The following is a 22,163-nucleotide window of genomic DNA, read 5'->3' as shown; positions in this document are numbered from 1 at the left end:
AGCTACATAAGCAGTTAGCGGAAATGGAGAGTACTGAAGCGGAGTATACAGGGTGGGATTAAATGGCAGCCCTTTTGTTCAGGTGACCCGTAAGGCTGGCCTGGGCTTGTCTCTTAGAGGACACCAATAGCGGTACGCACAGTAACTTGATACGGATTAGGAGTGGGAGCAATGTTAAAACTGGGTCTTCAGCTGTATACGCTTAGAGAAGAACTGGAACAGGATTTTGAAGGTACGCTGCGCAAGGTTGCGGAGCTGGGATATACCGGTGTGGAGTTTTTCCACTATTTCGGCCGGAGTGCAGAGGAAGTAAAGGCACTGCTGGAGGAGACCGGACTTGCTGTGCTGGGAGCACATCGTCCGTATGATGCCATGCTGAACGATACTGCAGAAGAGATCCGTTATAATCTGGCCATCGGGAACCGGAATCTGATCATTCCTTTTTTGACGGAAGAGCAGCGCAACTATGCAGAAGTAGCGGCCAACCTGCGGGTGATCGGTGAAAAGTGCCGTGAGCAGGGGGCAGTCCTGTCTTACCACAATCATGATTTTGAATTCACGGATTCCTATGGGGAGCGCACCGCTTTTGACGGTATCTTTGAAGAGGTGCCGGCGGACCTGCTCCAGGTGGAAATGGATACCTGCTGGGTACACTTCGCCGGGTTTGATCCGGTAGCTTACATTCAGAAGTATGCAGGCCGTCTGCCGATCATCCATCTTAAGGATGTGAAGAAGCGCGAAGACGGATCGCCGGAAACGGTTGTTTTGGGAGAAGGGGAGGTAAATCTTTCCGCTATACTGGAAGCTGCGGCTGAAGCCGGCGTAGAATGGGCTGTTGTGGAGCAGGATTTCTGCAGCCGTTCACCGCTGGCAAGTGTAGAAGACAGTTTAAACTGGGTAAAAGCTTATGCTAATCAAGGGGGAAAAGTTCATGTCTAACATCAAACACAAAATTGCTATTATCGGCTGCGGAGGTATCGCAAACGGTAAACATATGCCGAGCTTGTCCCGTCAGGCGGATGCCGAAATGGTAGCCTTCTGCGATATTATTGAAGAACGCGCACAGGAAGCCGCCGGTAAATACGGCGCCGAAGGCGCTGCAGTTTATACCGATTTCCGTGAGATGCTGGCAGCCGGCGGATTTGACATTGTGCATGTATGTACACCGAACGACAGCCATTCCGAAATCACTGTAGCGGCGCTCGAAGCCGGCAACCATGTTATGTGCGAGAAGCCGATGGCGAAGACTGCGGCCCAGGCGCAGGAGATGCTTGAGGCTGCACGCCGTACCGGCAAAAAGCTTTCGATCGCCTACCAGAACCGCTTCCGTGCAGACAGTGAATACCTCAAGGGGATGTGCGAAGCCGGAGAGCTCGGCGACATCTATTACGGTAAGGCGATTGCTCTGCGCCGCCGTGCAGTTCCTACCTGGGGTGTATTCCTGGATGAAGAGAAGCAGGGCGGAGGCCCGCTGATCGATATCGGTACGCATGCCCTCGACCTGACGCTGTGGCTGATGGACAACTACAAGCCGCGTATGGTGGTAGGTTCGACCTTCCACAAGCTGGGCCAGCGCAAGAATGCCGCTAATGCCTTCGGACCGTGGGACCCGGAACAGTTCAAGGTTGAGGATTCTGCTTTTGGCTTTATTACTATGGAAAATGGCGCAACCATCTCGCTGGAATCCAGCTGGGCGCTTAATGTCTCCGAGTTCGGGGAAGCTAAGACATTGCTGGCCGGTACTGAAGGAGGGGCCGACATGAAGGACGGCCTGCGCATCAACGGTGAACGGGCCGGACGCCTGTTCGAAACGAAGGTCGATCTCTCCTCAGGCGGTGTAGCCTTCTACAGCGGTTCCGCAGAATCCGAAGCTGACCGTGAAGCCCGCCTGTGGCTGGAGGCGGTAAGAGAAGACAAAGATCCGGTTGTTTTGCCGGAGCAGGCGCTTGTCGTCACCCAGATCCTTGAAGCGGTATATGAATCTGCGCGTACCGGACGGGCCGTATATTTTGACGGCAGCTCGGACAACGAATAGAATAAAATTAGCCGGAAACCCTGGAAGAAATGTGCAGGGTTTTCGGCAATGATAAGGAATCATCAGACAAACAGGAGTGGAATCCATGAGTTCTAATAAACATACTGTAGTTATCGTCGGGTACGGCGGAATGGGAAGCTATCATGGTCAATTGATCAGCGAAAACCCAAATCTTGAGGTAGCAGGAACGTTTGACCTGCTGGAAGGACGCCGGAAAGCGTCTGTCGAGGCAGGGTACAAAGCCTATGAAAGCTATGAGGAGGTGCTGGCAGACCCGGCAGTTGAGGTAGTGCTGATTGCTACCCCTAATGATGTGCATAAGGAGATTGCCGTCCGGGCGCTGCAGGCAGGCAAGCATGTAGTCTGCGAGAAGCCTGTGGCCATGTCTTCTTCAGAGCTGAAGGAGATGATTGCTGCTGCTGATGAGGCCGGCCGGGTGCTGATGGTGCACCAGAACAGACGCTGGGATGAGGATTTCCGGATCATCAAGCAAATGTACGAGACGGAGACGATCGGAACCCTGTTCCAGATTGAGTCCCGTGTACACGGTGCGAACGGCATTCCGGGCGACTGGCGGCATGTCAAGGCACAGGGCGGCGGCATGCTGCTGGACTGGGGCGTGCATCTGCTGGACCAGCTGCTGTTCATGATTGACAGCAGAGTAACCAGTGTCTCCAGCACCCTGAGCTTTATCCTCGGCAATGATGTTGACGACGGCTTTGAGGCAGTGCTGCAGTTTGAGAACGGCATCAAGGCAATAGTTGAAGTAGGCACAACGAACTTCATTACGCTGCCCCGATGGTATGTGAAGGGGGTGGAAGGATCGGCAGTCATTGAAGACTGGTCGCTCAGCGGCAGAATCGTGACCCGCAACAATGAATCCGAGCACCGCGAACCGACTCCGATCCGCGCCGGAGTAGGCCTTACCAAGACGATGGCTCCACCGTCGGAAGGCTCTACGATCACTGCCGGACTGCCGCCGGCAGCCGAGCTGCCGGACGGATTCTACAGCAATTTCGTGGCGGTAATCGAGGGGACAGCGGAACCAATCGTCAAAAATTCGGAAGTGCTGCGTGTGCAGAATCTGATTGAAGCGATTTTTGCAGCTGCTGAGAAGAACGAGGTTATCAAGGATTTTGATACTTACGGGGTTTAAAAGCGGACAATAAAACGGATGAGAGGCGGCAGGTCAATGAAACTTGGAGTATTTATGGTGCTTTTCGGCGGTCGCAAGCTGGAGGATGCACTGGATTATGTAGTTTCCAAAGGGCTCAAGGCGGTAGAGATCGGTACAGGGGGCTATCCGGGGAACAGCCACTGCGATGCAAAGCTGCTGCTGGAGAACGAAGCGGCGCTGCAGGAATTCAAGCACCAAATCGAATCGCGCGGGCTGATCATCAGTGCGCTTAGCTGTCATGGCAATCCGCTGCATCCGCAGAAGGAGCTGGCGCAGAAGGACCATGAGGATTTCGTTAATTCCGTCAAGCTGGCCCAGAAGCTGGGAGTTCAGGTGGTCAACACCTTCTCCGGCTGTCCGGGAGACCATGAAGGTGCGAAGTATCCAAACTGGCCGGTGGCTCCATGGCCGAACGATTACCAGGAGATTCTGGCCTGGCAGTGGGAGAACAAAGTCATTCCGTATTGGAAGGAAATGGCTGATTTCGCCACGGAGCATGGCGTGAAGATTGGTCTGGAGCTGCATGGAGGCTTCTCCGTTCACACTCCTGCAACCCTGCTGCGGCTGCGTGAAGCTGCCGGAGATGCCATCGGCGCCAACCTTGATCCGAGCCATATGTGGTGGCAGGGCATTGATCCGGTGCAGGCCATTCACATTCTCGGCAGGGCAGGAGCGATCCATCACTTCCATGCCAAGGATACGGTGATCGATCCGGTGAACGTCAACAAGCACGGTCTTACCGATATGCAGCCGTACACCAATATGCTTGACCGCGCCTGGCAGTTCCGCTCCGTGGGTTACGGGCATGATGTGAAGACCTGGGCGGATATCATCAGCGCGCTGCGTCTGGTCGGCTATGATTACGTAGTCAGCATTGAGCATGAAGACGGCCTGATGTCGATTGAAGAAGGCTTCTCCAAGGCTGTCGACAATCTCCGGCAGGTGCTGATTGAGGAACCGCTTGGCGAGATGTGGTGGGTATAAACGCCGGTGGAGAGCTTTACTAAGGTCAAGCTGGATGACAGCCAGCTTAGGGCTGCGGTGCAAGCCGCTTTTGGTGAAGGTTGTGCTGTTCTCTCATGTACAGAGCTGACCGGCGGATTTTTTAATACGGCTTATGATCTGGAGCTTGAGGACGGGAAACAGGTAATTCTGAAGGTGGCCCCATCTCTCGAAACCAGAACACTTAGCTATGAGTGCAATATAATGGCCGCTGAAGTGAATGCGCTCCGCCTTGTTGCAACAGACGGACGGATTCCGGTTCCTGCGGTGTACAGCTTTGATGACAGCAGCAGTGTTCTGCCTTGCCCTTATTTTTTTATGGAAAAGGTGTATGGACAGCCGTACAGTGAGGTGAAAGAAAGCTATTCACCCGCAGAACAGGCTGAGATTGAGCGGGAACTGGGCCGGTATCAGCGCCTGATTAACGGGATTACCGGGACAAGGTTCGGGCTGTTCACACAGGATGCAGGGGAAGATGCGCTGACATGGCGGGAGTCGTTCACCGGAATGCTTCGCACACTGCTAGAGGACGCCAGGGAGCTAGGGGTGACTTTGCCGGCAGAGGATGAGCTAATCTGGAAGGTGCTGGGGCATTATCTGCCGGCTCTGGATGAGGTGACGGAACCGCGGCTGATCCATTGGGATCTGTGGAATGGCAATCTGTTTGTGCAGGACGGGAAAATTGTCTCTATCATTGACTGGGAGCGGGCCCTGTGGGGCGATGTGCTGATGGAATATTATTTCCGTCATTTTGAGCATTCAGCGCCTTTCTATGAGGGTTACGGGCAGACCTTCGGCAGTCCGGGAGAGCGTCTGCGTATCAAGCTCTATGATTTCTATCTGGATCTGATTCTGAGGATTGAATGTGACTCACGCCAATACAAGGACGAGAATCATATCCGCTGGACTGCGGATAATCTTGCAGAAAGCTGGAAATCCTTTAGCACCTTGGGCAGTAGTCCGATAGCGTAAGCGCAAGAAGGCCGGGCCGCCATCCGCGGAACCCGGCCTTCTTGTGTGGATAACTAGATCTGCCTGACTGACAGCTTAAAACTGGTTCGGAACAATGACAACAGGGTCTGTATCCGCCTCATAATCAATTCCGGCAGTCTCAAAGCCGAACAGCTGGAAGAACTCCTCACGGTAGCTGCGCAGATCGGACAGCTCATCCATGGTCTCCGTAGTCAGCAGCGGCCAAAGCCGGTCAACTTCCGCCTGTACGGAAGGCTCCAGCTCCCAGTCGTCGATCCGGATACGCCCCGCCTCATCAACTGGAATGCCTCCGGCAGCATATAAGCGTTCATTGAACAGCCGGTAGGCCTGCTCGATGCAGCCTTCGTGTGTGCCGTGTTCCTTCATGATCTTGTACAGGAGCGAGATGTAGAGCGGGACTACCGGCAAGGCTGAGCTGGACTGCGTAACCAGGCCTTTGCTGACTGCCACATAAGCCCGTCCGCCGCCGGGGGCAAGCTGGCTGTCCAGCAGCCGGGCGGTCGCCTCCAGGTGGTCTTTAGCCCGGCCTATGGTGCCCTTGCGGTAGATCTCCTGGGTAAGCTCCGGACCGATATAGGAGAACGCCAGCGTTACGGCATCGTCAGCCAGAACCTCGGCTGCTTTCAGGCTGTCAATCCACAGCTGCCAGTCTTCACCGCCCATAACATGAACAGTATCCTCCATTTCCGGTTCAGAGGCCGGGTCTACAGTGACCTGCGTGACTTCCCCGGTATGGAAATTGACCGTTTTGTTGGTATAGGGTTCACCGATGGGCTTCAGCACAGAATTGTAAACCTGCCCGGTTACAGGGTCTGTCCTCCGGCCGGTAGCTACGCTGTAAATAACCAGATCGACCTGTCCGAGCTCACGCCGGATAAGATCTGCGGTACGCTCCTTGGTCTCCCGGGTGAAGGCATCTCCGCATACACTGTAGGAGCGCAGGCCTGCCTCAAGAGCCGCCTGTTCAAAGGCAGCCGAGTTATACCAGCCTGCCGATGCAGTTCGAGTCTCAGTGGCTGTACTTGGGCGGTAGACGCCGACAGTTGCAGCTCCCGCACCAAAGGCAGCCGTGATTCTGGATGCGAGCCCGTAGCCGGTTGAGGCTCCAATTACCAGTACATTGCGGGGGCCCTTTATTGCCGGACGGGTACGGATATATCCGATCTGCTTCTGAACCTGCCGTGCGCAGCCTGCGGGATGGGCGGTTGTACATATAAAGCCCCTTGTTCTTGGCTTGATGATCACCTTGGAATCATTCCTTTCCGGGAAGCTGTGAAATATAACTCAGTAAGACATAAAACAAAGCGCTATAATAGCCAGTATACGGCCTGATGAGTCAGCTTGTACAACAGTGAACCCGCAAAAATGTCCGTATTCATGTGGGGGAGGACTGGTTAAAATGCTGGATTGGCTTAATCAACACATAGACACGATAAGTCTATTATGGCTGCTGCCTGTTTGCTTCATGTTTCATGATTTTGAAGAAATTTTAACCGTGGAGAGCTGGGGTAATACTTACGGAAACAGAGTGGAAGCCGCTATTCCCCCGCGGATGCGCAAAATGTACATCTCCTCTATACAAATGACAACCAGAAATTTTGCGCTGGATGTACTGTTTGTATATTTCCTGATCGTTTCAGTTACCGCAGCTGCGGTGTTCTTTTCCTTTTATACGCTGTATTTAGCTGTGACCGCCCTGTTTTTGCTGCATGTTTTTACTCATTTTGGACAGAGTATTTACTTGAAGCTGTATACACCGGGAGTTGTAACGGCGCTGTTCATTGCTTTGCCATATTCGCTGTATGCCTTTTATCGGCTTCTTTCGGAAAAGATCGTTGGTCTGCACGACATTGGATGGGCGTTGCTGCTGCTGTTTTTGTTGACGCCTCCGGTTGTCTGGGGTTTGCTGAAGAGCAGAGGACGTCATCAAAGAACATAGCTGACATGTATTGTATGATTCATTTTCTGAAAAGCACTTGACTAAGAGGCATAATGCTAGATAAAATATTACTTATTGCCTATTCTATATAATGAGAACTATTTCGTACTTTTGAAAAGAGCAGAGAGGGTGACAGGATGGAGCGCCTTTTAGAGGTAAAAGACCTAGCAATTTCATTCAAGACACGCGGCGGAGAAGTACAAGCAATCCGTGGTGTTAACTTTCATGTGAATAAAGGTGAAACACTGGCGATTGTCGGCGAATCCGGTTCCGGTAAGAGTGTAACCTCCCAGGCGGTTATGAAGCTTGTACCGCAGCCGCAGGGACAATACAAGCGCGGACAGATTTTGTTCGACGGGCAAGACCTGATTCATAAGACCGAAAAGCAGATGCAAAAAATCCGCGGTAAGGAGATCGGCATGATCTTTCAGGATCCGATGACTTCCCTGAATCCGATGATGAAGGTCGGAAAGCAGATTACCGAGGTATTGTTCAAACACGAGAAGATCAGCAAGGACGCCGCTTACAAGCGTGCTGTCGAGCTGCTGGGCCTGGTGGGTATTCCTTCCCCGGAACGCCGCTTCCAGCAGTACCCGCATGAGTTCTCCGGCGGTATGCGTCAGCGTGTCGTAATCGCCATGGCGCTTGCGGCCAATCCTAAGCTGCTGATTGCCGATGAGCCGACAACAGCGCTTGACGTAACCATTCAGGCCCAGATTCTGGATCTGATGAAGGATCTGCAGAAGAAGATTGATACTGCGATTATCTTCATTACCCATGACCTCGGTGTTGTAGCCAGAATGGCTGACCGCGTTGCGGTTATGTATGCCGGACAGATTGTGGAAATGGGAACAGCGGAAGAAATCTTCTATGATCCTAGACATCCGTATACCTGGGGTCTGCTTGCTTCCATGCCAAGCCTTGACAGCAAGGGCTCCATGCTGACAGCTATTCCGGGAACGCCTCCAGATCTGATCAAGCCGCCTAAGGGCGATGCCTTTGCCCTGCGCAGCACATATGCCATGGCGATTGATATGGAGAAGGAACCTCCGATGTACAAGGTTTCGGACTCTCATCTGGTGAAGTCCTGGCTGATGCATCCGATGGCTCCGGCTGTCGAGCCTCCTGCGGTTGTGAAGAAGAGACAGCGTGTATTGCCTAATGCGTATCCGCAGCCGGTTCTGGTTGAAGGGTAGTACGGAGTATTAATTACGCGCTGGAGCTGCATACTGGTAAGATTAGCGTCAGGCCGTTTTGCGGCTTGGCGCTTTTTTGTGTCCTGTTATTGACCACTGAACAACGCTGAATTGAATTTATTTTATATAATTATGAAATAGTATTTATATATTTAAATAAAACTATTGACTATTTTAGCTTTCCGCAGCAAAATGTAAGGGTATACATAGGAGGTATAGTCATGAAAAAACGTGCTGTAACCACATTATTAATGTTAACCGTATTATCAGGCTGCGGCGGAAACGGCGACAGCGTGCCCAAGTTTGAAAATGTCTCTGTCCATGACCCATCCGTTATCAAAGTAGACGGGACCTATTATGTCTTTGGCTCCCATCTGGCTTCAGCCAAATCCAAGGATCTGATGGCCTGGGAACAGATCTCTTCCGTGGTGGAGGACGGGAATGTGCTCATTCCCAATGTGACTGAGGAGCTTAGCGAGACCTTCAGCTGGGCACAGTCGGACACGCTCTGGGCGCCGGATGTCATTCAGCTCGCTGACGGCAAGTTTTACATGTATTATGATGCCTGCCGCGGGGATTCACCGCTGTCGGCGATGGGGATCGCTGTTTCGGATAAGATTGAAGGGCCATATAAGGATCTGGGAATTATCCTGAAATCCGGTATGGCCGGGATCGGCGATGACGGTGAAGTTTATGATGCCACCCAGAAGCCGAATGTTGTTGACCCGGATGTCTTTTTTGATAAGGACGGCAAGCTATGGATGGTATACGGTTCTTATTCCGGCGGTATTTTTATCCTGGAGCTTGATCCGGCGAGCGGCTTCCCGCTCCCGGACCAGGGCTACGGCAAAAAACTGCTTGGAGCCAATCATGCGCGGATTGAAGGCCCTTATATGCTGTATAGTCCTGAGACCGATTACTACTATCTGTTCCTCTCTTACGGCGGGCTTGATGCGGACGGGGGATATAATATCCGTGTTGCCCGTTCCAAGAATCCGGATGGCCCGTTTGAGGACTCTGAAGGCAAAGCGATGCTGGATGCTGTCGGAAACCCTGACAAGCTGTTCGATGATCCCGTATATGCACCTTACGGCGTCAAGCTGATGGGGAATTTCGAATTTCTGAACAGTGCATCCGAGCCGGAAGCCACGGGGGAGGGTTATGTATCTCCTGGACATAATTCAGCTTATTACGATGAGAAAAGCGGCCGGTATTTCCTGATATTCCATACACGCTTCCCATACCGCGGTGAAGAGCATGAGGTGCGTGTACATCAGATGTTCATGAATGAGGACGGCTGGCCTGTAGTCGCACCGCACCGTTACGGCGGGGAGGCCATCGGCAGTTACAAGGCAAAGGATATTACCGGAGAGTACAAATATATTAATCACGGTAGGGGTATCAGCGCAGAGACAGTCGAATCTGAGATGATTGAGCTGACCGCGGACGGCAAGATAACTGGGGCGGTAACCGGTACATGGAGCTTGGAAGGCGAGCATACCGCTAAGATTACAGTAGAAGGCGTAGAATACAAAGGTGTATTCTTACGGGAATGGAACGAAGCGGTGAACGGGAATGTGATGACCTTTACCGCGTTGTCCGGAGACGGAACTGCAGTTTGGGGAAGTCATGTATCTGAAGGAAGCACGAAATAACATAGCGAAATGCTGATTAGACAACGGGCAGCCCGCTTAGCGTATTCAATGCGCTGAGCGGGCTGCTGCTGTGCTGAGGATGTGGAGGTGATAAGAATTACCGGTACTTCCGGAGCACGATTACGGCGTTGTGCCCGCCGAAGCCGAACGAATTGGATATGCCGATATCCAGCTCTGCCTTCCGGGCGGTATTCGGCACATAATCCAGATCGCAGACTTCATCTGGCGTCTCCTGGTTGATTGTAGGCGGTATTAAACCCTGTTCAATACTCTTGATCAGAGCGACCGCCTCCAGGCCGCCGGCCGCCCCCAGTGCGTGACCGGTCATTGATTTATTGGCTGTGACCGGAATGCGGTATGCCGCTTTCCCGAACAGCTTCTTGATCGCTGCTGTTTCCGAACGGTCGCCAATCAGGGTGCTGGTGGCATGAGCGCTGATCAGGTCCACTTCTTCAGGCTGAATTCCTGCTTCACCCAAAGCCAGCTTCATAGCCAGATAAGCACCTGTACCCTCAGGGTGGGTCGCAACCATATGATAAGCATCCGAGCTGGCCCCGTAGCCGGTAACTTCGGCATAAATAGTTGCGCTCCGGCGCAGCGCATGGGTCAGTGACTCCAGAATGAGGATGGCACCGCCTTCGCCGATCACGAAGCCGTCCCGGCTGCCGTCGAACGGACGGCTGGCCTTCTCCGGTTCTTCATTACGCGTAGAGAGCGAAGTGGCATTACCGAAGCTGGCCAGCGAGATTTCAGTAACGGCAGCTTCCGCACCGCCGGCAATTATGCAATCGGCACCGCCGTAACGGATCAGCCGGAAAGCCTCACCGATGGCGGTGTTGCCGATTGAGCAGGCGGTAACAGGCGAGAGGGCAGGGCCAAGTGCGCCGAACCGTATACTGATTGCAGCTGCGGCCATATTGGAGATCAGCATGGGGATGAGTGTCGGGCTGACTCTTTCCGGCCCGCGGGTCCTGAGCAGCTCAGCCTGCTCCATTAGGGTGTGAATGCCGCCGACGCCTGAACCGACATAAACACCGAGCCGCTCCCGGTCCATCTGCTCCAGCTGCAGCCCGGAATCGGCCCAGGCATCCTCGGCGGCAGCCAGTGCAAACTGGGTGAACCGGTCCATCCGGCGGGCTTCCTTACGGCCGAACCGGCCCTCCGGATCGAAGTCCCTGACCTGTCCGGCGATCTTGCTTTTATAGCGGGCTGTATCAAATGAAGTAATGGGCGAAACACCAGATTCTCCGGCGCTCAGACGTCTCCAGAATTGCTCTACAGAATTGCCAAGCGGTGAAATGACTCCCATGCCGGTGATAACTACACGTTCCATATAAATCCTCCTATGAACAGGCTGTTTATTCTCCCAAAGGGTACAAACAGTATTTTTCCACTTTACTTATCCTATTACAAGTTGTGGTTTATACTAGTATAATTACTACTAGTGTAATATCGAATCCGGATAAGGCGGGTACACAATATGTCTAATGAGACTAGATTGCAGGCATTGTCGGGGTTTCTCAAATCACGCAGGGCCTCGCTTACGCCGGCTTCCGTCGGGCTGCCGGAAGGGACGCGCAGACGGACTCCCGGTCTGAGACGTGAGGAGGTAGCACAGCTTGCAGGGGTAAGCAGTACATGGTACACATGGCTTGAGCAAGGTCGGGACATCAAGGTGTCGCCCTCGGTGCTTGAATGCATTGCCACAGCGCTGAGGCTGACCAAGGATGAGCGGAATTATCTGTTTGCTCTGGCACTGGACAATGGCCCCGGCCCGGCGGCCTATCAGCAGGAGGAGGTTACCGTAATCAGCCCCTCCCTGCAAAAAATACTGCAGGAGCTTACGACCTGTCCGACCATTATTTCAGACCGTCACTGTAATATCGTGGGCTGGAACAAAGCGGCTGCCCATGTATTTCTGGATTTTGCGCAGCTCCCGGCAGAGGGGCGGAATATGATCTCCCTCTTGTTCGTCCGCAAGGAATTCCAGCGGCTGGCTGTGAACTGGGAACAGTTTGTGCGGGGGTATCTATCTATTTTCAGGGCCTATTACGGACAGTATGTTGAAGACTGCTGGTATGATGATTTCATCGCGGAGATGAAGGGGATGCATCCCCGTTTTCAGGAGCTGTGGGAGGAGAGCAGGGTCAGCAGTGCGCCGGATGTAGTCCTGGAATTCCGCCATGCCAAAGCGGGAAAAATGCTCTTCCACCTCACCTCGCTGCAGGTACACGGCACTGCCGATTTACGCTGCAGCATTTACACTCCGGCCGCAGAATCCGGTACAGAATCCAAGCTGCAGCTGCTGATGAAGTAGGCTGTTTGGTTTGCTGATAAAAAATATTTATGTATTCATAAAAAACAATAAATATGCAATATCTCAAATCCGGCATATACTCCTTATATGATGTTAACTTTAGTGCGAACGGAAAAGGAGTATGTAACAATGGCAAAGGTAACCGGATTGGAAGGCGTAGTTGCAGGAGAAACAGATATCGGACTGGTGGATGGCGAGAAGGGCTATCTGGTCTACCGCGGATATTGGGCGAAGGAGCTTGCCGTAAGCAAGAGCTATGAGGAGGTTGCGTACCTGCTCTGGAACCGCCGTCTGCCGGGAGCGGATGAGCTGGCACAGCTCAAGCAGGAGATGGCGGCAGCGCGGACGATTCCGGACTATTTGAAGCAAATGATTGATCTGCTGCCGCCTACGATCCCGATGATGCTTGTCCTGCAGAGTGCGGTAGCAGCCTTAGGCGACAAAGACAACGCGACGTGGCCGCCAACCCTGAAGCAGGCGATACGGCTGACATCGGTTCTGCCGACGATCATTGCCTACAGGTACCGCAAGGTTAACAATCTGCCTGAAGTTGAGCCGCTGGCAGAGCTGGGGCATGCTGCGAATTACCTGTACATGCTGACCGGAAGCATTCCCGAAGAAGCGCATGTACAGGCGCTAAGCGCCTATCAGATCCTGTGTATGGAGCATGGCATGAATGCTTCCACCTTTGCTTCAAGGGTTGTCCTGTCGACAGAATCAGATATATGTGCAGCGGTCTGCGGTGCCATCGGGGCGATGAAAGGCCCGCTGCACGGGGGTGCGCCATCAGAGGTTATCGCCATGCTGGAGGAGATCGGCACGATGGACCGTGCTGAGCCGTGGATCCGCGGGGTTCTGGAGAACCGCGGTAAAATCATGGGCTTCGGCCACCGGATCTACAAGACGAAGGACCCGCGTGCAGAAGCGCTGATGATTGCCACGGAAGCCATGATCGGCAAGGATCCTTCCTTTGATCTTGCGATTCATGTGGAGCACACGGCCATCAGGCTGCTGGAGGAATACAAGCCCGGCCGCCGGCTGTTCACAAATGTTGAATTTTATGCTGCAGCTATTCTCAAGGCGCTGCAGCTGGACCCGGACATTTTTACACCGACCTTCACGGCCGGAAGAATTGTCGGCTGGACCTCTCATATTCTGGAGCAGGCGGAGAACAACCGTATTTTCCGCCCGCAGTCGGTTTATACAGGTCCTATGCCGGAGACAGAAGCTGAGACTGTATAACGGAGCAGATTTTCACAATCATACGAAACCCCTGGCCAGTTAAGCAGCCAGGGGTCTTTTACTGAAGGAGGAGGGTTTATGAGCGAGTACGGCGGATACTCTGGTCTCACATTTTGAACAGTCAGACTAAAAATCTGTTGTTGCAAACAGGGTATTCAGACCTCCTTTGCTTTTGATAGATTATTATATTCAGTGATTCTATTAATGCTGTTACAGATGGCTTAGGAGATTCGCGCAATTTATTGCATCACGCCGCCGTACTCTCTGACAGGCCATTGTATGGTAGACTATATAGATTGAGCTTAAATAATATAGAGTGAAAATATAAGGAGAATGCATATGATCAAGCTGGTATCGTGGAACGTCAACGGCCTCAGGGCCTGCGTGGGCAAAGGCTTTAATGATTATTTCAAAGAGAGTGCGGCAGATATCTTTTGTGTACAGGAGACCAAGCTGCAGGAGGGGCAGATTACGCTGGACCACGGGGAGGAGTACTACCAGTTCTGGAATTACGCGCAGAAAAAGGGTTACTCCGGAACGGCTGTTTTCACCAGAATCAAGCCGCTTTCGGTAAGATATGGGCTGGAGGAGGATTCCGAGCCGGAGGGCCGGGTGATTACCCTGGAGTTTGACGGCTTTTACCTGGTTAATGTCTACACTCCAAACGCCAAACGCGATCTGACCAGGCTGGACTACAGAATGGAATGGGAAGACCGGTTCCGCGGCTATCTTCTTGCGCTGGACAAGCACAAGCCGGTGCTGGTCTGCGGCGATCTTAACGTAGCCCATGCCGATATCGACCTGAAAAATGCCAAAGCCAACCGCGGAAATTCAGGATTTACCGATGAAGAGCGCGCCAAAATGACAACACTGCTGGATTCCGGCTTCATTGATACCTTTAGATTCTTTTATCCGGAAAAGGAAGGTGCGTATACCTGGTGGTCTTATATGCCCAAGATCCGGGAGCGGAACGTGGGCTGGCGGATTGATTATTTCCTGGCCTCTTCCCGGCTGGCTCCGCAGCTGGTGGATGCGGCGATTGACTGCAATATACTGGGCAGCGACCATTGTCCGGTCATTCTCAAGATAAACGAGCCTGCAGTATAATCCAATAATATGCTAAAAGCGGCCATGCAGTCCGGAAGGAGCTGTAATGGCCGCTTGTTTGTACAGGGTGGAAGCCCGCCGGGTTATGCCTGGATTCTGCCTTTGATCGTTACAGGCTCCGGCGCTCCCATGCTTACGTTTGCAGACTGGGTTAGCGTTAAGGATTGTTCACTGAACGTGATCTCGATCGTGAATATGAACGGCTGTTCAACCATCAGCAATGTCAGCTGCAGCGTATCTTCAGCTGTCCAGGTGAAGCTGGACATCATAGCATCGGGAGCTGCCGGACCGGGCATCAGCCTCACCTGACTTGCCGCCCATGCTCCGCGTCCTAGTATAAGCTCCTGGCTTCCGCCATGCTGATCTTGAAGCGTCAAGCGGGCTTCATTGTCACTAATGGATATGGACAGTGCATCAATCTGCAGATCGTTGGACTCCAGCTGGTAGGTCTGGCCGTTTATTGACGACTCCAAAGCTGAAAGAGGCTTGATTTCCGGCGGTATAATTGACAGCGAGCGGAGCTGGCCGGCTAGCTGTTCTGCCGCTGAAGCCTGCTGCCCCAGCTCAGGCTGTATATCATTTAATGCCGGCAGCAGCAGCTCCCACACGGCATTCATTACCTCCTGCATCTGGTGGGTACCGCTGGTGATGGCTACTACTGCATCCTGTTCCGGCATGACGATACAGAACTGGCCGAAAGCCCCGTCGCCGCGGTATAGACCATGCCGGCATCTCCAGAACTGATAGCCGTAGCCTTGGGACCAGTCACCGCTGTCCGGCTTGCCGTCCCCGTTCTGAATCTGCAAAGCGCTCGCTTCTGCCACCCATTCTTGCGGGAGCAGCTGCTTGCCGTTCCACAAGCCCTTTTGCAGATACAGCTGTCCGAATCTGGCGATATCTTCAGTAGTGATGCTGAGCCCGAAACCGCCGGTGTTGATGCCGCGGGGACAGGAGTCCCACACAGGATTAATAATGCCAAGGGGGCTGAACAGCCGCGGGTGAAGAAAATCCAGCAGCGTCTGTCCGGTTACTTTCTGGAGAATGGCAGATAGCATATAAGTTGCTCCGGTATTGTACAGGAAATGGCTGCCCGGCTCCCGATCAACCGGAAGCTGCAGAAAGGCTCTGACCCAGTTGCCCTCGGCATCCTTCATCATTTCCGGCATGGTATCTGAGGTGTGGCCTGTGCCCATCATCAGCAGATGCCGGATATTCATCCCGGCCAGATGGCTGCCGGGGTTCCCGGGGGCTTCCTCCGGGAAGAAGGAGATGACCTTGTCCTCCAGCGACAGCAGCTGCTCGGCTGCTGCGAGGCCGATGGCTGTGGCCGTGAAGCTTTTGCTGAGTGAAAATAACATGTGCCTGCGCTCCGGGCTATACGGTGCCCACCAGCCCTCAGCCACCACATGGCCGTGCCGCAGCAGCATAAAGCTGTGAAGTGCAAGCTGAGACTCCTTAATCCGGTTCAAAAATGCGGAAATTGCGCTGGATTGAATACCTTGCTCCTCTGGCATGCTTCTTGGCAATTGCGGTACAGGAATACTAGTCTTGTTCATCATTACCGCTCCTCACTGGATAAATGGGATAAGAGTGCATTATTTAAGACAGGCAGGGCGGAATCCGCCGCCTTGCTGCCTGTTCAAACCCGTAAGCATTCCTTAGCAGTACAGGCTCGCTGAAAGCGGTACCGGAAAAGGTAACGCCGTGCGGGCCTTTTGTAGTGTAGCCGCCCGGAGTAATGATCCCGTCAGCTGCATATCCGGCAGGTACTGTAATTAGCGGGTAGCCTGCCCTGGCTGCAAGATCAGTTCCATGAAATCCGGGAAACATCAGCGCATCAAGGCGGTTTAGGTGATGATTCCAGCATATACACTCTCCTTGTTATTGGGCTATTTGCGGCGAATCGTCAGCAGCAGCCTGCTGCACTTTCTCCGGCCAGGTAATCAGATTCCGCGTACCGCTTAACCTTTCGTAGAAAAGCTCCTTCTTCCGGAATATGCTAATGACGATATGAATAAGAAACAGGAGATCTGCCAGCAGCACCACGCCGCGGGCGGAAGCAGCCAGCTCAGGGTTCATGGTCTCAGCATATGCCGAATCAAACAGCATAATATTCATTCCAGGCAAAACGGCATACAGCAATCCGTATCTGACGGTCAGTCTCCAGAGCTCCGGCCTGCCGGATTTACCTTGTAACCGGATGCGTACGACCCATTTCCCCGGCGTCTTGCCTCCTGTCAAGCGCGGAAGGAGCAGAAAGTAAACGGCTAGCGTAATCCAGACAGGATAAGGAGCGGGAGACAGGCTCAACAGACCTGCAGCTGGCAGCCATACACAGGCATCCAGCATAAAAGCAATCCCGCGGCGGGTATAGGTGACCCGTTTGGCGCTTAAATCCTCATTAGTATCCAGCCGTTCAATCCGCGGAAGAGCCGAGGATATCCAAAGGGCGGTTCTGTACCCGGCAATCCCGCCAAGCGTATTGGTGATCAGATCATCAACATCGAACACCCGGTACGGATGGTCGAAGAAGCCGTAAATGCCCGTGATCTGCGTAATCTCAAACAGCAGGGACAGGCTGAAGGAGAGCAGGATGCAGACCACCCATCTGGTGCGGAAATAATAACCCAGGAACATGCCAAACGGCACCGTCAGCAGCACATTAAATACAGCCTGATAAAAAGGAGGCTCACTCAGCAGCGTTATATAGGTAGACGGGTCGTCAGCGGTGAAACGGCTGCTGTGCAGAATTTCCTCAATGAACTGCAGCGGGGCAAGCTGCAGACTGCCGCCTGCAGGAGCCGGATTATGCCTGGTCGCCGGGAACGGCAGCATGATCAGATAAAAGACATTTAACAGATAGAGCAGCAGCAGATAAAGGATCAGCGCCCGCAGCTTATGGATATAACCGTAACGCCGGTACTGGACTATCAGGAAGGGCAAAGTAAACAGCAGCGCCGCAACCGGAAAGGACATAAACGCATAGGAAATAGGGAAAAGATAGGAATCAAACATAGTTCACCTGCCGTTAAAAAATTTGGTTCCCGGGAACATCCCGGCAAGCTCCGCTGGCCGTTAGACGATCTAACCGGGCAGAATCCCTGCAGCCGGAGCAAATCAAAGGCAGGTTAAGCTGGCTTTTCCATTATAGAATTTATTGAAAGCGTCCTCAATGGATTTAATCATTATAATGATTTTTTCCGGCTTGGCATACATTGGTCTGGAGAGGAGCGTGAGCTATATGGAAAAGAAAGTGCAGCATTACTATAAACTGAAAGCCAAGCACAAGGAAATCGAGAAGGAGCTGGCAGAGCTCAGGCAGGAAATCGTGGCTTACTGTGCCGCACAGGGAGATACGGATACTGTAATCGGAAACTACAGGGTTAAGCTGGTTACACAGAACCGCAAGGAATATGATGATGAAAAGCTGTACAATACCCTGGCTGATCCCCAGGTGTGGCGGCTGCTGTCCAGAGCTGATCCGGCCAAGGTAGCCAGTCTCGCCAAGCTGAAGGTCATAGCGGAGGATAAGCTCACGGATACTTACACAGTGAAGGAAGTAACTTTACTGCAGGTGGAAAAACAATAAGCGGGCATAGACAGCATTCAAAAGAGGCGGTTCCTGCCTGCGCGGGAGCTGCCTTTTTAGGCTGCTCCGGCTCCGCTGCAGGGCTGCTGCAAGTCCGCCTCCGGGAACAATAATCGCCAACGTATCTGTTTTGCGTTAAAATAACAACTGGAGCATTAGAGAGTTACACTGGAATATAGTCAGATATGGAGGAAGAGCAATCATGAAGGATTTTGAACTGATGCTGGAGAAATATGCCGATCTGGTGGTCAAGGTCGGAGTTAATGTACAGCCCGGGCAGGTGCTGATGGTTCATGCGCCGCTCGAAACCGCTGAGCTTACCCGCCTGATCGTAGGCAAAGCCTATGAAGCAGGCGCCAAATATGTAATGGTGGACTGGGATGACGAGGCCGTTACGCGTATCCGTTACGAGAAGGCGCCTGAAGACTCATTCAGCTATTATCCGCAGTGGCATGCCGATATGCTGGAGGGCTTTGCGGAGGAAGGCGGAGCGATTTTACATATAAAAGTACCTGATCCGGAGCTGCTGCGCGGCATTGATTCAGCCAAGGTATCCACAGCAGTCAAAGCAGCGGCAATCGCCCGCAAGAAATATCAGAACTATACCCGCAGCAGCAAAATCAGCTGGTCGCTGATCAAGGCGCCAACCCGCGCCTGGGCTGATAAAGTATTTGCGGATCTGCCGGAGGAGCAGCGGATTGATGCCATGTGGGAAGCGGTATTCCAGATGAACCGCGTAGACGCCGGGGACCCGGTGGCGGCTTGGCGCGAGCATATTGCCCAGCTGAAGCTCAGCCAGGACCGGATGAACGCCAAACGCTACAAGAGCCTTCATTACCGCGCACCTGGCACCGACCTCCGCGTTGAGCTGCCGGAAGGCCATCTGTGGCGCGGCGGCGGCGGCGAGAACGGAAGCGGGGTTTATTTTGTGGCGAATATGCCTACTGAGGAGATCTATACAATGCCGCTGCGCACCGGTGTAAACGGCACGGTATCCAGTACGCTTCCGCTGAACCTGAACGGCCGTCTTGTGGACGGGATTACGTTTACTTTTACAGATGGAAAGGTTACCGCCTACGACGCCGCTTCAGGCCGTGAGCATCTGACCTCCCTGCTGGAAACGGACGAAGGTGCATCTTATCTGGGTGAAGTGGCTCTCGTGCAGCATGACTCGCCGATCTCCCGCCTGAACAGAGTATTTTACAACACGGGTATTGACGAAAATGCCTCCTGCCATTTCGCGCTGGGCAGCGCATATCCGGTTAATATCGAAGGCGGCGTAGGCCTCAGCAGTGAAGAGCTGATCAAGCGGGGCGCCAATGTGAGCCTGACCCATGTCGACTTTATGATCGGCTCGGCTGAGCTGGAGATCGACGGCGAACGGGCTGACGGCACAGTCGAGCCGGTATTCCGCAAAGGAAACTGGGTGCTGTAACGCAGACTTTTGCATAATCAAAGGTAATGTCTAGAAGAGCCTCCATGCCGGGGGCTCTTTTGAATGTACATATAGTTGAAATCACGTTGAAAAAAGAATGACTTAGGGAAAACCGTTTGCTGCTGCTCTCCGTCTTATACATATGAAAGGTTATAGAGAGGGGGGGACTGGATGACGATGTCTGGTGTGGAGATGAAAAGATTAACCGGCGCTGCTTCCAGTGAGGAGTCACGGTTTTATGAAGCGGTGATGGAGCATAGTGAACGCCTGTATCAGATTGCCTACAGTTATCTGGGCAACCGCAATGATGCGCTGGAGGCTGTGCAGGAGACAACCTGCCGGGCGTGGATCAAACGGAGAACACTGAAGGATCAGCGGGCTTTTAAAGCCTGGATCATCCGGATTCTAATTTACGTGTGCATTGACGAGCAGCGCAGAAGAAAACGGAGTGTGCCGACACCTGACGAGCGTATGCGGGAGCCGGTTATGAAGCCGGATACCGGTAAGCTGGAAATGCGCTGGGCGCTGGAGCAGGTCAAGCCGAAATACAGGCATGTGCTGCTGCTTAAATATTATAATGACATGACGCTTGCAGATATTGCGGAGCTGCTGGACAAGCCTGAAGGGACCATCAAAACTTGGCAGCATAAAGGGCTGAAGCAGCTCAGAACCATACTGAAGGATCGGGGGGAATGGAATGATTAACAGCAGGGAAGAGCAGGTAATGACGACGGATGCAGCACGGATGCAGCGTGAGATTCAGGCGGAAACGGACAACCACTACATCAGGCTGGCGGTTCAAAATGGCCTCGAACGCGGGGTAAATAGCTCGAAGCGGGCTGCGATGATGAAAGGTTCCATCTTCGGGCTGGCCGCAGCCGCAATGATTGCTGTCCTGCTGTTCATCATCCCGGTGCTGTATGATAAACAGCAGCCCACTACTGCCAAATCCGGGCCGGCGGACTGGGGTGTGCTTGAGCCGTTCAGGGAATTTAATGGTTATGACATCAACTCGGCTACCTTCGAATCAGCGGTCCGCAATGACTATATTCAGCTGCTGGACCAGGGCGTGGAGGTTGAGGGCTATATGGTTACACTGAATGCAGTGACAGCTGATGAAAACCGGATTATCCTTTTATATACGGCAGAAACATCGATTGATCAGGAAATCTACGGTTTTAGCAGCAGCAGAATGCTGGATGTACAGACTGGCAGCCTGCTGAACCGTAATGGTGGAGTGGACGCACATGCCAAAATAAACGGGGAAGACAACTATCATAAATATTACGGCAAAAGCGTGTTCGAGCTGGACCGCAGCAAGCCGTTCCCAACGCAGCTGGAGGCCGATTTCCTGATTGCTTCCGTCGATCCGGGCAAAATGGATGACCCCAGGACGGGTACCATTATGGCGGATATTCATTACTCCCCGCGGATTAAAGTCACTTTCAATCTGGATCAAAAATTCAAGGAGATCCCGACAAAGGTTATTCATCCGGATAAAAGCTTTCTGCTTGCCGGTCACGAGGTTGTTCTGAGCCAGGTTGAGCTGTCACCGTTAATGATCCGGGCCCGGTTTGCCCTCAAGAATGAAGCGGAGAATACGTGGGAGGTAAGACGGGCGATTTTTGAAGCCGGCTCCGGAAAGGTTATCGCTGGGACTGGTAAGGGCACGGTAGAGCTGCCTTTGCTGTCGGCGGCTGGGACAGACAATGGCTTTGAGGAGCTGTTCGCCAGCACTCTGCTGGATGATCCGGAGTCGCTTGTTCTGGAATTTACAGCGAAGACAGGCGACAGCCAGTCTGTGATGGAGTTTGATTTGTTAAAATAGCTGAAATAGCGGAAATAGCGGAAATAGCTAAAATAGCTAAAATAGCTAAAATAGCTGAAATAGCTGAAATAGCTGAAATAGCTGAAATAGCTGAATTAGCTGAAATAGCGGAAATAGCTAAAATAGCTAAAATAGCACTTGGCAAAGCCCCCGCTTATCTCTCAGCGGGGACGTGTGCGTGTGCCTTAGGGCACCGGGACATTTTAGGGCTAGCCTGCTGCCGCCCATTAAAGGGAAAAGTCCCTTTAAATCAGTAAAAATGACCCTCTCAGCAGCCCAATAAAGGGAAATTTCCCATTAAATCGGAACAATGTCCCGTCAAACGGCTCCGTTAAAGGGAAAAATCCCTTTAAATCAGTAAAATGATCCGCCAAGCGGCCCAATAAGGGGAAATTTCCCATTAAATCGGAACAATGTCCCGTCAAACGGCACGATTAAAGGGAAAAATCCCTTTAAATCAGTAAAAATGACCCTCTCAGCGCAGTACACTTGCAAAGAATCTAACATCAGATCAATCAGAGAAAACCAGGAGTAGTTCATTACCCTTCTACCTAAAAAGGCCGCACGAATTCTACCCCAGCTACAACCAATTTTTAAAATGGATTTGGAATCGCTTATTCACTTAAGAACAATGAGAATTCGCTTAGG

20 protein-coding genes and 1 pseudogene are annotated in these 22,163 nt (G+C 52.6%); 15 read left to right on the top strand and 6 right to left on the bottom strand.

Annotated elements, in window-relative coordinates:
* Window positions 1-171 precede the first annotated feature (171 nt).
* The 5 genes from M2108_RS18160 (at window position 172) to M2108_RS18140 (ending at window position 5,186) form a co-directional block, all read left to right on the top strand.
* Entirely contained in the window at window positions 172-939 is a 768-nt protein-coding gene (locus M2108_RS18160; RefSeq protein ID WP_277470895.1) for a sugar phosphate isomerase/epimerase family protein, read from the top strand.
* Complete coding sequence (locus tag M2108_RS18155; RefSeq protein ID WP_277470897.1) at window positions 932-2,035, top strand: Gfo/Idh/MocA family protein; 1,104 nt, start codon at window positions 932-934, stop codon at window positions 2,033-2,035. Before M2108_RS18160 ends, M2108_RS18155 begins: the two co-directional genes overlap by 8 nt.
* A gap of 85 nt (window positions 2,036-2,120) precedes the next feature.
* The gene (locus M2108_RS18150; RefSeq protein ID WP_277470898.1) at window positions 2,121-3,191 is read left to right on the top strand and encodes a Gfo/Idh/MocA family protein; all 1,071 of its coding nucleotides are present in this window, start codon (window positions 2,121-2,123) and stop codon (window positions 3,189-3,191) included.
* 36 nt (window positions 3,192-3,227) lie between these two features.
* Window positions 3,228-4,196: a sugar phosphate isomerase/epimerase family protein gene (locus tag M2108_RS18145; RefSeq protein WP_277470899.1), complete on the top strand. Its 969-nt coding sequence runs from the start codon at window positions 3,228-3,230 to the stop codon at window positions 4,194-4,196.
* Window positions 4,197-4,202: 6 nt separating this feature from the next.
* Window positions 4,203-5,186 (top strand): phosphotransferase family protein, encoded by a 984-nt coding sequence (locus M2108_RS18140; RefSeq protein ID WP_277470900.1) that lies wholly within the window; start codon window positions 4,203-4,205, stop codon window positions 5,184-5,186.
* Window positions 5,187-5,261: 75 nt separating this feature from the next.
* Here M2108_RS18140 and fabV read toward each other — a convergent pair whose 3' ends face one another.
* On the bottom strand, window positions 5,262-6,452 hold the full coding sequence (gene fabV, locus M2108_RS18135) for an enoyl-ACP reductase FabV (protein WP_277470901.1): 1,191 nt from the start codon (window positions 6,450-6,452) through the stop codon (window positions 5,262-5,264).
* A 106-nt stretch (window positions 6,453-6,558) separates the two neighbouring features.
* Here fabV and M2108_RS18130 point away from each other — a divergent pair, with 106 nt between their 5' ends.
* From M2108_RS18130 to abnB, 3 genes are all read left to right on the top strand, one after another.
* The gene (locus tag M2108_RS18130) at window positions 6,559-7,146 is read left to right on the top strand and encodes an HXXEE domain-containing protein (RefSeq protein ID WP_277470902.1); all 588 of its coding nucleotides are present in this window, start codon (window positions 6,559-6,561) and stop codon (window positions 7,144-7,146) included.
* A 137-nt stretch (window positions 7,147-7,283) separates the two neighbouring features.
* Window positions 7,284-8,342 (top strand): ABC transporter ATP-binding protein, encoded by a 1,059-nt coding sequence (locus tag M2108_RS18125; RefSeq protein WP_068727342.1) that lies wholly within the window; start codon window positions 7,284-7,286, stop codon window positions 8,340-8,342.
* 251 nt (window positions 8,343-8,593) lie between these two features.
* Window positions 8,594-9,997: an arabinan endo-1,5-alpha-L-arabinosidase AbnB gene (abnB, locus tag M2108_RS18120; RefSeq protein WP_277470917.1), complete on the top strand. Its 1,404-nt coding sequence runs from the start codon at window positions 8,594-8,596 to the stop codon at window positions 9,995-9,997.
* A 97-nt stretch (window positions 9,998-10,094) separates the two neighbouring features.
* On the opposite strand, the gene fabF is transcribed toward abnB, so the two are convergent.
* Window positions 10,095-11,330 (bottom strand): beta-ketoacyl-ACP synthase II, encoded by a 1,236-nt coding sequence (gene fabF / locus M2108_RS18115; RefSeq protein ID WP_277470903.1) that lies wholly within the window; start codon window positions 11,328-11,330, stop codon window positions 10,095-10,097.
* A 147-nt stretch (window positions 11,331-11,477) separates the two neighbouring features.
* On the opposite strand from fabF, the gene M2108_RS18110 reads away from it, so the two are divergent.
* From M2108_RS18110 to M2108_RS18100, 3 genes are all read left to right on the top strand, one after another.
* Window positions 11,478-12,314, top strand: coding sequence for a helix-turn-helix transcriptional regulator (locus M2108_RS18110; protein ID WP_277470904.1), 837 nt, complete (start codon window positions 11,478-11,480; stop codon window positions 12,312-12,314).
* Window positions 12,315-12,443: 129 nt separating this feature from the next.
* Window positions 12,444-13,556 carry a citrate synthase/methylcitrate synthase gene (locus M2108_RS18105; RefSeq protein ID WP_277470905.1) on the top strand — a complete coding sequence of 371 codons (1,113 nt, stop codon included), beginning with the start codon at window positions 12,444-12,446 and terminating at the stop codon, window positions 13,554-13,556.
* 342 nt (window positions 13,557-13,898) lie between these two features.
* The gene (locus tag M2108_RS18100) at window positions 13,899-14,663 is read left to right on the top strand and encodes an exodeoxyribonuclease III (RefSeq protein ID WP_277470918.1); all 765 of its coding nucleotides are present in this window, start codon (window positions 13,899-13,901) and stop codon (window positions 14,661-14,663) included.
* Between the two features lie 83 nt (window positions 14,664-14,746).
* On the opposite strand, the gene M2108_RS18095 is transcribed toward M2108_RS18100, so the two are convergent.
* The 3 genes and pseudogenes from M2108_RS18095 to M2108_RS18085 all read right to left on the bottom strand — a co-directional run bounded on the left by M2108_RS18095 (window position 14,747) and on the right by M2108_RS18085 (window position 17,678).
* On the bottom strand, window positions 14,747-16,222 hold the full coding sequence (locus tag M2108_RS18095; protein ID WP_280777133.1) for a serine hydrolase domain-containing protein: 1,476 nt from the start codon (window positions 16,220-16,222) through the stop codon (window positions 14,747-14,749).
* 40 nt (window positions 16,223-16,262) lie between these two features.
* A pseudogene (locus tag M2108_RS18090) lies at window positions 16,263-16,511 on the bottom strand (amidase); the annotation flags it as partial.
* Between the two features lie 33 nt (window positions 16,512-16,544).
* A complete protein-coding gene (locus M2108_RS18085; RefSeq protein ID WP_277470907.1) occupies window positions 16,545-17,678 on the bottom strand; it encodes a VanZ family protein in 1,134 nt (377 codons plus the stop codon).
* 226 nt (window positions 17,679-17,904) lie between these two features.
* Here M2108_RS18085 and M2108_RS18080 point away from each other — a divergent pair, with 226 nt between their 5' ends.
* The 4 genes from M2108_RS18080 to M2108_RS18065 all read left to right on the top strand — a co-directional run bounded on the left by M2108_RS18080 (window position 17,905) and on the right by M2108_RS18065 (window position 21,515).
* Window positions 17,905-18,252 carry a hypothetical protein gene (locus tag M2108_RS18080; RefSeq protein ID WP_277470908.1) on the top strand — a complete coding sequence of 116 codons (348 nt, stop codon included), beginning with the start codon at window positions 17,905-17,907 and terminating at the stop codon, window positions 18,250-18,252.
* A 202-nt stretch (window positions 18,253-18,454) separates the two neighbouring features.
* On the top strand, window positions 18,455-19,687 hold the full coding sequence (locus tag M2108_RS18075; RefSeq protein WP_277470909.1) for an aminopeptidase: 1,233 nt from the start codon (window positions 18,455-18,457) through the stop codon (window positions 19,685-19,687).
* Window positions 19,688-19,858: 171 nt separating this feature from the next.
* A complete protein-coding gene (locus M2108_RS18070) occupies window positions 19,859-20,392 on the top strand; it encodes a sigma-70 family RNA polymerase sigma factor (protein WP_277470910.1) in 534 nt (177 codons plus the stop codon).
* On the top strand, window positions 20,385-21,515 hold the full coding sequence (locus M2108_RS18065) for a DUF4179 domain-containing protein (protein ID WP_277470911.1): 1,131 nt from the start codon (window positions 20,385-20,387) through the stop codon (window positions 21,513-21,515). Before M2108_RS18070 ends, M2108_RS18065 begins: the two co-directional genes overlap by 8 nt.
* On the opposite strand, the gene M2108_RS18060 is transcribed toward M2108_RS18065, so the two are convergent.
* Window positions 21,460-21,660: a hypothetical protein gene (locus M2108_RS18060; RefSeq protein WP_277470912.1), complete on the bottom strand. Its 201-nt coding sequence runs from the start codon at window positions 21,658-21,660 to the stop codon at window positions 21,460-21,462. The two genes, M2108_RS18065 and M2108_RS18060, sit on opposite strands and share 56 nt — an antisense overlap.
* Window positions 21,661-22,163: the final 503 nt, after the last annotated feature.

Origin of the sequence: Paenibacillus sp. PastM-3, assembly GCF_029893965.1 — a bacterium.
Taxonomy (GTDB): domain Bacteria; phylum Bacillota; class Bacilli; order Paenibacillales; family Paenibacillaceae; genus Paenibacillus_AQ.
Note: the sequence above shows the minus strand (reverse complement) of the source record. Positions and strands in the feature narration are given on the sequence as shown.